15 protein-coding genes and 1 pseudogene are annotated in these 14798 nt (G+C 32.5%); 7 read left to right on the plus strand and 9 right to left on the minus strand.

Annotated elements, in window-relative coordinates; translation table 11 throughout:
• Window positions 1-232 precede the first annotated feature (232 nt).
• From B3I31_RS11735 to B3I31_RS11760, 6 genes and pseudogenes are all read right to left on the minus strand, one after another.
• Entirely contained in the window at window positions 233-1270 is a 1038-nt protein-coding gene (locus tag B3I31_RS11735) for a hemin-degrading factor (protein WP_286496085.1), read from the minus strand.
• Between the two features lie 81 nt (window positions 1271-1351).
• Window positions 1352-2056: pseudogene (locus tag B3I31_RS11740) on the minus strand (ATP-binding cassette domain-containing protein); the annotation flags it as partial.
• On the minus strand, window positions 2056-3087 hold the full coding sequence (locus B3I31_RS11745; protein ID WP_286496080.1) for a FecCD family ABC transporter permease: 1032 nt from the start codon (window positions 3085-3087) through the stop codon (window positions 2056-2058). The pseudogene B3I31_RS11740 and the gene B3I31_RS11745, both read right to left, overlap by 1 nt.
• Window positions 3088-3103: 16 nt before the next feature.
• Entirely contained in the window at window positions 3104-3973 is an 870-nt protein-coding gene (locus B3I31_RS11750; RefSeq protein ID WP_219034429.1) for a heme/hemin ABC transporter substrate-binding protein, read from the minus strand.
• A 267-nt stretch (window positions 3974-4240) separates the two neighbouring features.
• Entirely contained in the window at window positions 4241-4801 is a 561-nt protein-coding gene (locus tag B3I31_RS11755) for a DUF4256 domain-containing protein (RefSeq protein ID WP_219034430.1), read from the minus strand.
• Complete coding sequence (locus tag B3I31_RS11760) at window positions 4802-5428, minus strand: hypothetical protein (RefSeq protein WP_291060272.1); 627 nt, start codon at window positions 5426-5428, stop codon at window positions 4802-4804.
• 215 nt (window positions 5429-5643) lie between these two features.
• Between B3I31_RS11760 and B3I31_RS11765 the strand changes: the two genes are divergently transcribed.
• From B3I31_RS11765 to B3I31_RS11780, 4 genes are read left to right on the plus strand one after another with little or no spacing between them, the layout of a single operon-like run.
• Window positions 5644-6216, plus strand: a complete 573-nt coding sequence (locus B3I31_RS11765; protein WP_180906139.1) for a helix-turn-helix domain-containing protein — start codon at window positions 5644-5646, stop codon at window positions 6214-6216.
• 10 nt (window positions 6217-6226) lie between these two features.
• Window positions 6227-7051 carry a DUF3347 domain-containing protein gene (locus tag B3I31_RS11770; protein WP_286496079.1) on the plus strand — a complete coding sequence of 275 codons (825 nt, stop codon included), beginning with the start codon at window positions 6227-6229 and terminating at the stop codon, window positions 7049-7051.
• A gap of 21 nt (window positions 7052-7072) precedes the next feature.
• Window positions 7073-7501 (plus strand): hypothetical protein, encoded by a 429-nt coding sequence (locus B3I31_RS11775; protein WP_371875732.1) that lies wholly within the window; start codon window positions 7073-7075, stop codon window positions 7499-7501.
• A 12-nt stretch (window positions 7502-7513) separates the two neighbouring features.
• Entirely contained in the window at window positions 7514-9763 is a 2250-nt protein-coding gene (locus B3I31_RS11780) for a multicopper oxidase domain-containing protein (RefSeq protein WP_291060274.1), read from the plus strand.
• A 76-nt stretch (window positions 9764-9839) separates the two neighbouring features.
• On the opposite strand, the gene B3I31_RS11785 is transcribed toward B3I31_RS11780, so the two are convergent.
• From B3I31_RS11785 to B3I31_RS11795, 3 genes are read right to left on the minus strand one after another with little or no spacing between them, the layout of a single operon-like run.
• Window positions 9840-10418: a TlpA family protein disulfide reductase gene (locus B3I31_RS11785; RefSeq protein WP_291051097.1), complete on the minus strand. Its 579-nt coding sequence runs from the start codon at window positions 10416-10418 to the stop codon at window positions 9840-9842.
• A gap of 2 nt (window positions 10419-10420) precedes the next feature.
• Window positions 10421-11395, minus strand: a complete 975-nt coding sequence (locus B3I31_RS11790) for a TQO small subunit DoxD (protein ID WP_291047443.1) — start codon at window positions 11393-11395, stop codon at window positions 10421-10423.
• Window positions 11396-11446: 51 nt separating this feature from the next.
• Window positions 11447-11809, minus strand: coding sequence for a hypothetical protein (locus B3I31_RS11795; RefSeq protein WP_221855265.1), 363 nt, complete (start codon window positions 11807-11809; stop codon window positions 11447-11449).
• Window positions 11810-11894: 85 nt separating this feature from the next.
• Between B3I31_RS11795 and B3I31_RS11800 the strand changes: the two genes are divergently transcribed.
• Genes B3I31_RS11800 through B3I31_RS11810 form a run of 3 tightly spaced genes read left to right on the plus strand, consistent with a single transcriptional unit; the run spans window position 11895 to window position 14543 of the window.
• A complete protein-coding gene (locus tag B3I31_RS11800; protein WP_180906145.1) occupies window positions 11895-12899 on the plus strand; it encodes a FecCD family ABC transporter permease in 1005 nt (334 codons plus the stop codon).
• Window positions 12896-13885, plus strand: coding sequence for an ABC transporter ATP-binding protein (locus tag B3I31_RS11805; RefSeq protein ID WP_291088064.1), 990 nt, complete (start codon window positions 12896-12898; stop codon window positions 13883-13885). The genes B3I31_RS11800 and B3I31_RS11805 overlap by 4 nt, the downstream gene beginning before the upstream one ends.
• Window positions 13854-14543 carry an SDR family NAD(P)-dependent oxidoreductase gene (locus B3I31_RS11810; RefSeq protein ID WP_291060281.1) on the plus strand — a complete coding sequence of 230 codons (690 nt, stop codon included), beginning with the start codon at window positions 13854-13856 and terminating at the stop codon, window positions 14541-14543. The genes B3I31_RS11805 and B3I31_RS11810 overlap by 32 nt, the downstream gene beginning before the upstream one ends.
• The last annotated feature ends 255 nt before the right edge of the window (window positions 14544-14798 follow it).

Here is a 14798-nt window from a genome sequence, read left to right on the forward strand (position 1 = left end):
CCTTACCCGAGTCCTCGGTTTATTACAAACAAGTCTGTTTTTAATTGTTTGTACATTGATAATTATAAAATCAACCTTTACTTTTTGCTTTGTGAATATCTTATGATAGATAAGCTACTGTTTATACAAAGCATACCTATATAGAAAAAGGAAAATAATCAAAAACCCGATTAACATCTTCTATTAATCGGGTAAAATTTAGTGTGAAATATAAGATTTGGTTAGATTCTTCTTAATTCAATTCAGCAACAATTTCGCGCCATTGCTCCAATTCAGGAATACCTGGTTTTCTTTTCCCAAAGAATTGAACAATAATTTCTCCTTTATCGTTAAATACCTCAATCGCTGTTACGATACCGTCTTCAGTAGGTTTTCTAACAATCCAAGTCGAGGCAATTTTTGACATATCCAAGTGCATATTAAAATCTGGATCCAAAATATTGAACCAGTTTTCGTGCCACATCGTACGTTTAATTTCACCTGTATGAATCTGAATATTTCCTTTGTTTCCTGTGAAAACCATGATTGGTGTTTGCAATTCGGCAGATTTTTCTAAGAATTGAACAATTGCTTCATTTGAAATTTGTTTTGCATGATAATCTGTCGGAGCCAAACGCAACGCTTGTGTACGTGTAACTCCGAATTTGCGTAACATTGTAAAGAAATTGTGCGTGTCTTTCAACTCAACCCAAGCTTGTTGAAAACCTTCAACATCAATCTCGTTATCAGATTTTTCTGTAACATTATTTTCGATGATTTCTGTTGCAGGAATTGCTTGTTGTTCTTCGTCTTTGTATTTCTCAACCAATGCATCAAATGCTTCTACATTGCTTTGCGGAACCAAATATATTTTGTGAATTGCTTCACCATCTTTTCCGAAAAATTGTAAACTTTTGCGTTCTCCATGTTCAGATTTTTCTACAACTGCAAAAGCGGTTTTCCAATGATTCAAGAAAATTCGCATATCAATATCTTCCCCAACAAAAAGTTGTGCGTGAGGTGAAGAAAAATCAGGATTTAGGTAAATACCTTTGCGTTCGTGTACACATTCGTTGTTGCGCGTCAAAGCCATCACTTTTCCAAGTGATTCTATTTCTTGTAAAATCGCAGCAAATTCAGGTTTTAATTTTGTAACATTATCGCCTAATTGTGTTGCTAAAAGTTCCATTTCGCTAACGCCAAGTTCTTTCGCTGCGTTACGTATTCTAATTTTAGGTTGATTTGCTTTCAAATCTTTCCATTGTTGTTTTAAATCTGTAAGTGTGTTCATTGTAATTGTTTTTTTACCGAATAAAATAAGTGGTTTTTGGTCGATTGGATTTTTACAAATGGTACAAGGAAATCTATAAATTTTGGAAATGATTTCTGGTCGGAAAACCTTTTCTGGACTATCTTGATAAACAATTTTTCCTTTGTTCATCAAGATCACTTCATCAGCAAACTGAGAAGCCAAATTAAGGTCGTGCATCACCAAAATTACTAAGTTTCCTTTTTGTTTAAAATCATTCAGAATTTCTAACAAATTAAATTGATGAGAAACGTCCAAATTATTCAAAGGTTCGTCTAATAATAGTAGTTTTTGATTGACTTCATTCTCCAATTGCACAAAAACGCGCGCCAAATGTACACGCTGTTTTTCGCCACCAGAAAGATGAATGTAATCCCTGTCTTTTAAATGATTGATATCGGTTTTGGTCATCCAATAATCAACAGCATCGATGTCTTGTTGTTGAGGTGAATTTTGGAAATATGGATAACGTCCCATCAGCGCAACTTCCTTCACTGTTAGTGGAATATCAGTTGGTTGATGTTGCGAAAATTTAGCTTTATGTTGCGGTAAATCTTCTTTTTTCCAATTTTTTAAGGCAATGTCTTTTAGTCGAATTAGGTTAGCATTTGGTTCAATTTCATTCGCGATATAGCTCAATAAAGACGATTTTCCAGCACCGTTTGGTCCAACGATTGCAATCATTTTTCCTACTTTTGCATCAAACGAAATCGTATCTAAGATCTTGAATGATTTGTGTTGATAATTAATATTTTCTACCGCTAACATTACAATGATTTTTTATAATTCATTAAAATTGAAATAAAAACTGGCGCTCCCATTAATGAAGTTAAAATTCCGATTGGAATTTCGGATGGAGCAACTAATGTTCGACTAATTGTATCTGCAACAATGACTAATATCGCGCCTAAGAATGCAGATAATGGAAGAATTATCACATAATTTGATTTGAAGACTAATCGTAAAATATAGGGAACGATTAACCCTACAAATCCGATTGTTCCTGTAAAAGAAACAATTGTACCAACCAATAAAGCTGAAAAAACGATGATTTGTTTTTTTGTTTTCTCGACATTAATTCCCAAATGTTCAGCATCTTTTTCGCCCAACATCATCGCGTTTAATATTTTTCCTTTTCCAATTAAAAAGTAAAAACTGATGCTAATAACAATTCCTAAAATTAAGATTTTGTCCCAGTTAGCACTTGCAATGCTACCTAATGTCCAAAATGTTAGATTGCGTAATTCTTCTTCTGTAGATAGATATGTTAAAAGTCCTGTTGCAGAACCGCAAAGCGCAGAAATTGCAACACCAGCCAATAACAAAATGGTGATATTTGTTTTTTGATGATGCGAAGAAATTTTATACACAAAAACTGTGGAACACATAGCGCCGACAAATGCCATCAAACTAAGCAATGAGTAATGGATAATTTCTGGAACAAAATCTTTGATATATCCTCCCAAAACAATCGTAATTGCAGCAAATAAAATACTTCCTGATGTAATCCCAATCAAGTCTGGAGATGCCAATGGATTTTTGAAAATACCTTGTAGACAAGTTCCTGCAACTGCCAAACCAGCACCTACCAAAATAGACATAATAATACGTGGTAATCGTAAATCGAAAAGCACATAATAATCGCTGTCGTTGATAGCAGTTCTATTGGTAATCGCTTTATTGATGATGGATAGGATGGATTCGTTAAATTGATAAACACCCAAGAATAATGCAAGAATTGCAAGACCAAAGATGCTTAAACTTAACAAAGAAAGATGTATTCTGATTTGCGGATACATATTGTTTTAGACTTTTTTATTTTTGAAGTAATTGATTTAATTGCGCTGCTGCTTGCCCGACACGTGGTCCAAATCCAGAAACCAATTGACCATCCATCGCGATGATTTTTTTGTTTTTTCCTGCATTTGTAGAAGCTACACCTTCTAATTTTAATACGCCGTCAACGCCACCAATACTTTCTAAGCCTTTGTCAAACATCAAAATATAATCAGGATTTGATTTTACAACTGCTTCTGGTGTTAATGGTTTGAAATCTTCAAATTCTGTAATGGCATTTTGTCCACCAGCAATTCCAATAATTTTTTCCATTGGTGTGTTTGTTCCAGCAACCATCAAATTTCCTGCTCCACGAGCGTAAATGAACAATACTTTTGGTTTTGTAGCCAAAGGTTTTACAGCTTTTAAATCTGTATCAATTTTAGTAGTAATAGCATCAAAATCTTGTTTATTTAGAGAAGTTGCAACCGTTTTTACTAACTCTTTCGTTCCTTCAACTGAATAATCTTGTTTTACAATTTCAGTCTGAATTCCAGCATTTTTTAGTTGTGCAATTTGTTCTGGATTCAAGTCTTTATCCGTTGCATATACTTTTGTTGGTTTCAAAGCCAATAAAGCCTCGATTGACAAAGAACGAGTATGTCCCAAATCTGTCGCTTTTTCCTTTACAGAAGTAGGGTAAGTACTTGTTACATCAACACCAACAAGGTTATTTTCTTCTCCTAAATCAGCTAAAATTTCAGTAATCGCTCCATTTAAAGAAACAATTTTTTCTTTCGAAATAGTATTCTCTGTTTTTACTTCTTCAGTCGATTCATTTTTTGCTTCTTTATTCGTGCAGCTTGCTAATAGCGCTAAGATTGCAGTAGAAATAAATAGTTTTTTCATTATTATTTGTATTAAGTCTAAATTAAAATACAAATATTAGGAAAAAGATTTAGTTAGGCAATATTTATTTAGAATAATTTAAAATAAATATTGTGATTATAGATAACTGATTAATTGATAATGATTTTATTTGAAGGTTTGTTGCTAACAAAAAAAAGAATGTGATGTTGAAACGAGTTCAACATGGCGATGATTTGTTTTAAATAAATGAATATTTCCTCTCTTGAAAGGTGATAAGTGGAGCGTAAACAATAATTATTAAAGTACCTAAACTTTTAAAATTCCTCTAAAACAACGAGCTGCATAATAAGATTGTGCGCCGTTGTGATAAATAAAAACAGTTCCGTAACGATAATCGCCAAATATAGCACCGCCTAATTCTCTAATTTTTTCAGGTGTTTTTAACCAACTTGAGGTTTTTTGATCGACAATTTCTACAGCTTGCAAGAAACGATATTCTTCTTCGGTCAATAATTCAATTTTCATGCTTTTTGCAACATCTATCGCATTATTTTTTGGTTGATGTTCTTTGCGAGACGTCTGTCCTTCGTAATCATACGCCAAACTTCTACGCTCTTTCGGACTTTCTGCCGAACAATCTACAATATAATACTCGTCTGTTTTATCCTCATAAAAAATAACATCAGGTTCACCACCAGTGATTTCCATTTGATGCAAAGACCAAATTTTTTCAGGTTGATTAATGATTTTCTCTTCAATTTTTAGCCAATCCAAATCTTGATGTCTGTGCATATTTTTCTCAAAACGCTCTTTCAAAATTTGAATGCAGTTATTTTGTTCTGACGGAGTTAGTTCTTTTTGAGGCATTTATTTATTTTTTGATTTTTCTTGTAATATTTGAATGGCACCACTAGCCGAATTAAGAGATAATTGAACGTAAATATTATCTCCTTTCGCACTTCTAATGGCATAAACTCTTACAGGTTCGTTCCAATAATCAATAGAACCTTCTTCGCCTAAAGTTTTATCATTATTGTTAAGATAGTCAGTTTGTTCATTTGTCAACTTTCCATTAAAAATTAAAACACCACCAAGTTTTTTTATATTATCATCAAAGTTTTGAGTAATTTCTTCAACAGACCAATCTTTTGTATCATTATCTTTTTTGCTTAAAAATGCTTTAAAAGTTTTACCAGTTAATTTGACAAAATCATTTTTCTTACCAATAGGGAAATAGATTTCACCAGTTTCATTTTCTAATGGAGAGTTAGTAAATTTCACATTTTCAGGAATTCCAATATGTGGAAATTCTCCAAATTCACTGAAGTTTACATTAGAAACTGGAATGTTTTCTATATTAAATGAATCAGAATTATGATCTGTTTCATTTTTGACTTGTTTATTCGTATTTGTAATTTCTTCTTTTTTTGAACATGAAAAAATAGAACATAAAATTATTGTAAGAATAAATGTTAGAGTTTTGGTAGCTTTCATTTTAAGTGATTTTATTATTATCAAATATATTCAAAAAACAGATGATTTTGGTAATTCATTTATCAAGAATAGGTTAATGAAAAATGATTAATCTGAAAATTATATATATCATCTTCCAAATTGTATAATCTTTTGAAATGAAGTTGTACGAAATTTGTAACATAAGATTTTGTAAATTTAAGTGGATTAAATCGCTCAATTTCGAAGAATATATTATGGAAAATACAAGTAAATTATTTATAAAAAATATGGTTTGTCATCGCTGTAAAGTAGTGGTTGGACGAATTTTGAAGATGAATAACATCGAAACAAATCATATCGAATTGGGAGAAGTTGAATTGAAAAATCCGATTGATGCTGATCAATTAGAATTGGTTCGAAATGAATTGGAAGAAGTTGGTTTTGAATTAATCGATGATAAACGCAGTAAGTTGATTGAACAAATCAAAACATTGATTATTCAATTGGTTCATCAAGAAAATAACGAACTGAAAGTCAATTTATCTGATTATTTGAGCGAACAAACGAAGTTAGATTATAAATATATTTCGAATCTTTTTTCGGAAATGGAAGGGCAAACAATTGAGAAATATTTTATTCAACAAAAGATAGAAAAAGTCAAAGAATTAATGATTTATGATGAATTATCGTTGAGTGAAATAGCATTTCAATTGAATTATTCGAGTGTAGCACATCTTAGTGCACAATTCAAAAAAGTAACTGGTTTAACGCCTTCTGTTTTTAAACAATTGAGCAAACATACGCGTCGACCAATTGATAAAATCTAAATTAAAAATCATGAAAAAGTATAGTTTTTTAATCATCGGAAGTTTTCTTGCTTTTGCTGCAAATGCACAATTTAAAAATCAAGAAACCAAACAATTTCAAGTGAAAGGAAGTTGTGCAAATGCAAAAGAATTAATTGAAAAAGCAGGAAATCAACCTCGAATTTCGAAAGTAGATTTTGACACAACGACTCAAACAGCTTCGATTTCATATAATAAAGCAAAAACAAATTCGAACGAAATCTTGAAAAATATTGCGCTAGCAGGTTTTGATAACTCAGAGTATATGGCGCCTGATGAAGCTTATGCAAAATTGGAAAAAGATTGTCAATATTCTCGGGATAAAAAAATGTTGATGAACCATCAAGAAATGGATCATTCTACTCATAATCAAACTGAAGCTTCTCAACAAAAAAATCAATTGTCACAAGTTTTTGATACTTACTTTTCGTTGAAAGATGCTTTTGTAAAAGCAAATGAAAGTGAAATTTCGAAACAAATTACAGCATTTACTAAATCAATTTCTACTGTAGAAATGGGTAAACTTTCGCATGAATTGCATATGGTTTGGATGGAAGTTTTGAATGATTTAGAAACAACTTCGAAGCAATTATCGCAAGAAAAAAATATTGAAAAACAACGTACAACTTTTGCAAAATTATCAGCGCGAATGTACAAATTAGCTCAAAAAACAAATCTTGGATATACAGTTTATTATCAAAATTGTCCAATGTTTAACGGCGGTTCGAATTGGTTGAGTAAAGAATCAGATATTAAAAATCCTTTCTACGGAAATATGATGTTGACATGCGGAAGCACAGTTGAAACATTGAAATAATAATTAAAAAATAGAATGAAAATGAAGAATTTAAAGATAGTTTTAGGTGTTTCAATATTAAGTGTTTTTGCATTAATATCTTGTCAAAATAAAACAGAAGAACCAACAGTTACTGTTCATGAAGAACAGATGTCAGATATGATGCAACCTTCGCAAACAACGGCTTACAATGTTGGAGATAAGGTTCCGAATAAGCAAGTTTGTATGGTGAACAATGCATATATGGGCAAAGATCAGTTCGAAGTTCCTTATGATGGAAAAACCTATTATGGATGTTGTAAGATGTGTGTAGAAAGAATTCCGAATGATGAAACTGCGCGTAAAGCAAAAGATCCTTTTACAGGAAAAGAGATTGATAAAGCAAATGCGTATATCGTTTTGAAAGATCAGCAAGGAAATGTTGATTATTTCGAAAACGAGGAGAATTATAAGAAGTTTAGTCAGTTATAATAAATCATTCACATGAGGAAATTACTTTTTTTACTTTTAGTTCCTTCGACGATTGCTTTACAGGCTCAAAAACGTGTAGAATATGATTTATATGTACGTGATACTATTGTTAATTTTTCTGGAAAAGAGAAAAGAGCAATCTCAGTAAATGGTCAAATTCCGATGCCTACTTTAGAGTTTACGGAAGGCGATACAGCGGTAATTCGAGTACATAATAAATTGAATGAAGATACTTCGTTGCATTGGCACGGCGTGTGGTTGCCGAATAAGGAAGATGGAGTTCCGATGTTGACGCAGATGGGAATCAAACCTGGTGAAACGTACACGTATTCATTTCCGATTATTCAGAACGGAACGCATTGGTACCACAGTCATTCGGGGTATCAAGAACAAATCGGGATGTACGGTTCGATGATTTTGAAGAAACGCGAAAACGATCCAACTTTCCGAAAAGGAATTGATGATTTACCTACAATTCCTGTGATGTTGAGCGAATGGACTGATTTGAAACCTGAAAATATTCAGCGAATGTTGCACAATGCAAACGATTGGGCGGGAATCAAAAAAGGTTCTACGCAAAGTTATGCTGAAGCAATTCGTGAAGGTCATTTCAAAACAAAAATTACCAGCGAATGGAAACGTATGCTGGCAATGGATGTAAGCGATGTTTATTACGAAAAATTCTTGATAAATGCGCAGAATGAAAGTCAACTGAAACAATTCAAAGCTGGTGATAAAGTACGTTTACGAATTTCGAACGGTGGTGCATCCACTTATTTTTGGTTGCGTTATGCAGGTGGCAAAATTACGGTTGTAGCAAATGATGGAAATGACGTAGAACCTTTAGAGGTTGATCGTTTGATTATTGGCGTTTCCGAAACCTATGATGTGGTGGTGACGGTTCCTGAAGGTGGTTTGTCGTATGAATTTCAGGCAACTTCTGAGGATAGAACGGGTTCGGCTTCGTTGTTCATTGGTGAAGGAAAGAAACAATTGATGGAACCACTTCAGAAATTGAAGTATTTTGAAGGAATGAAGATGATGAACGACATGATGAATATGAACGGAACAATGAACGATATGGGAATGAAAATGAGCTTACAGCAAATGGACATGAACACTGTGATGTATCCTGAAATTTCTGGCGAAGCGAAAAAGAAATCTAAAAAATCAAAGAAAGATTCTGTTGAAAATCATTCAGAAATGGTTGAAATGGATCATTCTTCGCATGGAAATACATCCTCAAACATTACCACTTTAAATTATGGAATGCTGAAAGCGCCTGAAAACACAACACTTCCGAAAGATGCTCCAATAAAAGAAATGCGTTTCGAATTAACAGGAAATATGAATCGTTATGTGTGGAGTATGGATAACAAAGTGTTTTCGGAATCGGATAAAATTCTAGTGAAAAAAGGTGAAATTCTGCGTATTACCTTATATAATAATTCGATGATGCGCCATCCGATGCATTTACATGGTTTCGATTTCCGTGTTATCAATAAAAATGGTGAATATTCTCCGCTGAAAAACGTGTTGGATATTATGCCGATGGAAACAAATGTCATCGAATTTGAGGCAAATACAGAAGGTGATTGGTTTTTCCATTGTCATATTTTGTATCACATGATGGGCGGAATGAATCGCGTTTTTGAGGTTGGAGATTATCAAAATCCTAATTTACCAAATAAAAAACATGCCTATAAAATGTTGCAAATGGAAAGTAACATGAAGCATGTTATGGTAGAAAATGATTTCGCTACAAATGGTTTAGATGGTATGTTGATGGTGCAAGATGCACGTTGGGCTTTTACTTCGGAGTGGGGAATTGGTTACAAACCAGAACATGGTTATGAAGTAGAAACACATTTGGGACGTTTTATCGATCGAAATCAATGGTTTCAAGTTTTTGTAGGATTTGATTGGAATCAACACAAAATGTTAGCCGAACACGGAAATGTAGAGAAGAATATTTTTGGTCAAAAAACTAATCGAAACAAGGGCTTATTCAGTGCTGGTTTTGTGTATAAATTACCAATGTTAATTGATTTCCAGACTGAAATTTATCACACAGGAAAAGTTCGTTTGCAACTGATGAGAGAGGATATTCCAATTTCAAAACGAGTTCGCGCTGGTTTTATGTGGAATACAGATAAAGAATATATGGGCGAGTTGAGCTATATCTTGAACAGAAATATGCACATCAGAACTCATTACGATAGCGATATGGGATTCGGTGTAGGATTGAGGTTAGTTTATTAGAAATATAAATAGTATAAAACATAAAAAGCTTCGAGAATTTTCTTGAAGCTTTTTGTTTTTAGATGATGTTGAATGATTAATCCATCGCTTTCAGTTCATTTAAGAAATCAACAATATCTTGTCCAGAATAATCCGCCATTCCCATTGTTGTATGTGCAATATTTCCTTTCTTGTCTAAAATAACTGTTGTTGGTAACGAACCATTAAAAAACTCAGTAGGAATAGATGAATTTGGATAAACTACAGGCAACGATAAATTTTTACGTTCCATAAATTTTGCTACTTTATCACGTTTTCCTTCTACTTCAACCGTCAAAATAACGATTTCGTTATCATCTTTTACTTTATCATAAAGTTTTTGAATTGATGGCATTTCCGCGATACAAGGCGGACACCAAGTTGCCCAAAAATTCATGAAAACAACTTTACCTTTTAAATCCTCCATGTTGATTGCTTTTCCGTCAGCATACACCATTTCGAACGTATAATTTGCTTCAGATTTTGGTTGAGTTGTTGGTTCAATTTTTTCTAATTTCGGTTCAAATAAGCCTAATTTCATTAAACCTTGTTGCATCATTGCTTTAGCTTCTGGCACAAAAAGTAAGACCAAAGCCAGCGCACCTATGATAATTGTTGAATAATTTCTTTTTAACATTGCTATAAATTTGTTATTGTTTGTTCCCATTGTAATCCGCTTATATCGGTTAAAACTACTTTGTGAATTTTGTCTGAAATATCAAAATTCAGATTTGCTTTCGCTCCCAAAGGTAACACCAAACTGTGTTTGTGCGGTGTAACTTTTGATACATAATAATTCGAAATTTGTTGTTTGTCCAAATTAGATAACTCTTGCATATCCAAACTTTCAATTATTTCATTTTGATGATTATGAAAATCAATTTGGATTAAAAAAGAGCCATAAACATCAGCGCCTTCTATTCGCATTACATCAAATGAAACCTTGTTTTGATATTGTTTCAAATTAGATATTTCCACTTTTGGTTTGACAGATTTATTGTGTAAAGTCCCGTAAACTCCACCATGAAAAACCTGATTTGTAAACAAAGTAACGAATAAAATAAAAAAACTAAAACCTACAAAATAAGGTCTATACTTTTTGATTGAAATTGAATTCCAATTATTTTCTTGTTGAATAAATTGATTTTTATTGAAAAAATAATCCAACGAAATTTTTCCTGAACCAGCCTGAAATAGCGTAAAACCTCCAGCTAATCCTAAAACACCAATTTGCCATTCATCCAGACAAGTTGTACCAATCCAGCCGGAACCAAGTAAAATTCCTATTGCCAAAAAGAAAACGGCTATACTCATGATTCGTGTTTTGTAACCAAGCATTAAGAGTAAGCCTACAACGCCTTCTACAATGGTGAAAATCCACATGTTCCAAAGTAAGGCTTCAGGATTTTCGACTAAATATTGAATAAGTGGTTTGATGAAAAGGGCATTTGGTAAAAAATGATTGAATTTTTCGCCAATATAACCCGCAGCTTCTGGATCGAGTTTATTTTCTAAAATTAAACGCCTCCAAAAGGCAGAAAAGTACGTCCAACCAATGACTAAACGTAACGCCAATACAGCATTACCCATTGATAAAACAGATTTATTTTGCATGAATTTTTATATAAGTGATTGAATATTGTTGTCTAAATTAATTGTGAAAAATTAAGACATCAACGAATACTTCAATTGCTTATACAACAGATAAAAAGGTATTTTTGGTGATTGAATTTCATTTCGATCAATATCTTCTTCGATTAATGAAGAACGTGCTAACCCAATGAAATGAATAGATGAATCTGGTAAATCAAAATTCGGAGTATCAAGATTTTTTGTCGATTTTTTAATCGTTTCAAACTTGACAACCGAACATGAATTTGAATGATTTTGATTAATTTTGACTTGAGAAGTTTTCGTTTGATGAACATTTTCTACGTCCAAAATCGTATGAATAGAAGCTTTAATGCTACATGGTGTAAGTAGCACAAAAATTGAAGAGATGATTAAAACGAAACTTCTAAAATTCATGGAACGAAACTAATCATTAATTTTCAATAAAAACCAATTCACAATTAAACTTTAAGAAATTATTAGAATTTCTATCTTTGTCTTGATGAAAGAAAAACCACTATTTTTTGTTTTAATAATTCTGACACTTTTACTTTTTGTTTTGAGTTTAAGCGTTGGAAAAGTCTCGATTTTTTTCACCGAAATTTTTAATGTATTTTCTGGTCAATCAGACGAAATGTTGCACAATCTTGTGCTCAATTTTCGTTTACCAAAATCATTAACAGCTTTATTGGTTGGTATTTCGTTGCCGATTTCAGGTTTTTTGATGCAAGAATTATTCAAAAATCCGTTGGCAGAACCTTCTGTTTTGGGAATAACTTCGATGGCAAGTTTAGGCGTTGCGATTGTGATTTTTCTTTTTTCGATGATTGGTTTAGGAGAATTTCTCAATAATCCTTGGATTACAATTATTGCTTCATTTTTAGGTGCAATTGTCGCCTTGTTTTTAGTGATTTCGTTATCATTTCGTATCAAATCATCTGCCTCTTTGGTGATTATAGGATTTATGATTGCAGGTTTAGCGGGCGCATTAATTGGCATGATGCAATATTTTGCTCCTTCCGATAAAATTAAAGCCTATTTAGTTTGGGGATTCGGTTCGTTGAGCGGTTTATCGTGGGAACAATTAGGCGTTTTTGGTTTATTTGTTTTGAGCGGAATTATTGTTTCATTATTTACTTTACGAGGAATTACAGCCTTATTATTAGGTGAAAAATATGCACAATCTTTAGGGATTAATATCAAAAAATTACGTTTTACAATTTTAATTTCAACAGCTTTATTAACGGCTTCAGCAACGGCTTTTGCAGGTCCAATTAGTTTTATTGGATTGGCAGTTCCACATATTTGTAGAACATTGTTACGAACAGGTGATATGAAAATTTTGTACCGATGGATTTTCGTTTCAGGTATATTTTTCATGTTATTATTCTCGATTTTGACCGAAGTTTTTCCGTTCGGAACGTTACCGATTAATATCATTACCGCGTTGTTTGGAGCTCCAATTGTCATTAGTATTTTGTTGAATAATAAAAACGAAGTGCGATGAAAAATACCATTTTGAAATTAGAAAATCTTTCGGTTGGATATGGTTCAAAAGAAATTGTTTCAACCATAAATGCGAGTATAAATTCGAATGAATTAGTTGCTTTTTTAGGTAAAAATGGTGCAGGAAAATCAACGTTGATTAATTCGATTTTAGGTTTTCAGAAAACACTGAATGGAGAAATTTATTTAGAAAATAATTCGATCAAAAAATTATCTTCTCAAGAAATTGCGCAGCAAATTGCAGTTGTTTTACCACGTTTGTCGATTGTTCCAAAAATTAAAGTTTCGGAATTGGTTGCGATGGGACGTTTGCCTTATCACAACGTTTTGAAAAAGATTTCTGAGGAAGAACAAAACCTAATTGATGAGGTTTTAGAATTGGTTGGAATTTCGAATTTGGCAAATCAATTTGCGAATGAAATCAGCGAAGGTCAATTGCAATTGGTGATGATTGCGCGCGCGTTGTGTCAAGATGCGAAATTGGTTATTTTGGATGAACCAACATCAAATTTAGATTTAGCGAATCAATATCGAATTTTCAATTTACTGAATGAGTTAAAATTGAAAACGGATAAATCATTTCTGATGATTACGCACGAAGTTGATTTTGCTTTAGAAAAAGCGGATAAAATTTGGTGGATTGAAAACGGAAATTTGTTTGAAAATATTCCAGAACAAATGGCTTTTGAACATCAAATTATTCAAAAATTATCCAACCAAAATTTAACGTATGATGAAAAAAATAATCGCTTTTCAACACAAAAATCATTTTCTAAAACGATTGGTGTAAAAGGAAATTCGGAATTGGCTTTTTGGGTAAAAAATGCCTTAATTCGAAATGGAATTTCTGTCGAAAATAATGCGGAAAATCATATTGAAATCACAGAAAATAACATCATCTTTGATGGAATAAAGTTTGAAACGATAGAAGAAATTGTAAATTTTGTACAACATTATGAAAAATATAATTGTAACGGGAGCGAGTAGAGGAATTGGTTTTGAATTGGCAAAACAACATTTGGAATTAGGAAATCGAGTGTTGACAGTCTCTCGAAATGTAGATAAATTGAAGGAATTAACAGCTTTTGCAAAAGAAAATCAATATCAGTTTATCGGTGTTGATTTGGCTAATTTTGATGAGATTTCAGAAGTTTTGAAAGCTGTGGAATCTTGGAATAAAGTAGATGTTTTGTACAATAATGCGGGAGTTTGTATCAACAAACCATTCATAGAAATGCAACAAGAGGATTTGTTAACTTCTTGGCAAATTAATTTTATAGCACCATACCGATTGATACAAGTTTTGATGCCAAAATTTGATACATCTTCTCATGTAGTTAATATTTCGACAATGGGAGCTGTACAAGGTTCAGTGAAATTTCCTGGTTTGTCTGTTTATTCGTCTTCAAAATCTGCAACGGTTAATTTGACTGAATTGTTAGCAGAGGAGTTGAATGAACTTGGACCAAGAATAAATGCAGTAGCTTTGGGAGCGGTACAAACAGAAATGTTAGAAGAAGCGTTTCCGGGATATATTGCGCCTTTACAACCAGATGAAATGGCCGAATATTTGGTAGATTTTGGATTGAATGGTTGGAAATATTTCAATGGAAAAATTCAACAAGCTTCTATTTCTACGCCTTAAGAAAAATAGAATTTAGATAAATTGTAAAAGTCGCTCTTGTGCGACTTTTTTTATATCTTGTAATAAATTAACATTTTATGAGATATTTAATCGCGATGATAGCTTTAATAGCTACGGTTTTTAGCTGCAAAAAACCTTGATTTTAATTATCAATGTACAAACAATTAAAAACAGACTTGTTTGTAATAAACCGAGGACTCGGGTAAGGTAAAACAACTATGTTTGTAATAAACTGAGGACTCGGGTAAGGATAAA

This window comes from Empedobacter sp. UBA3475 (assembly GCF_002378465.1).
Classification (GTDB): domain Bacteria; phylum Bacteroidota; class Bacteroidia; order Flavobacteriales; family Weeksellaceae; genus Empedobacter; species Empedobacter falsenii_B.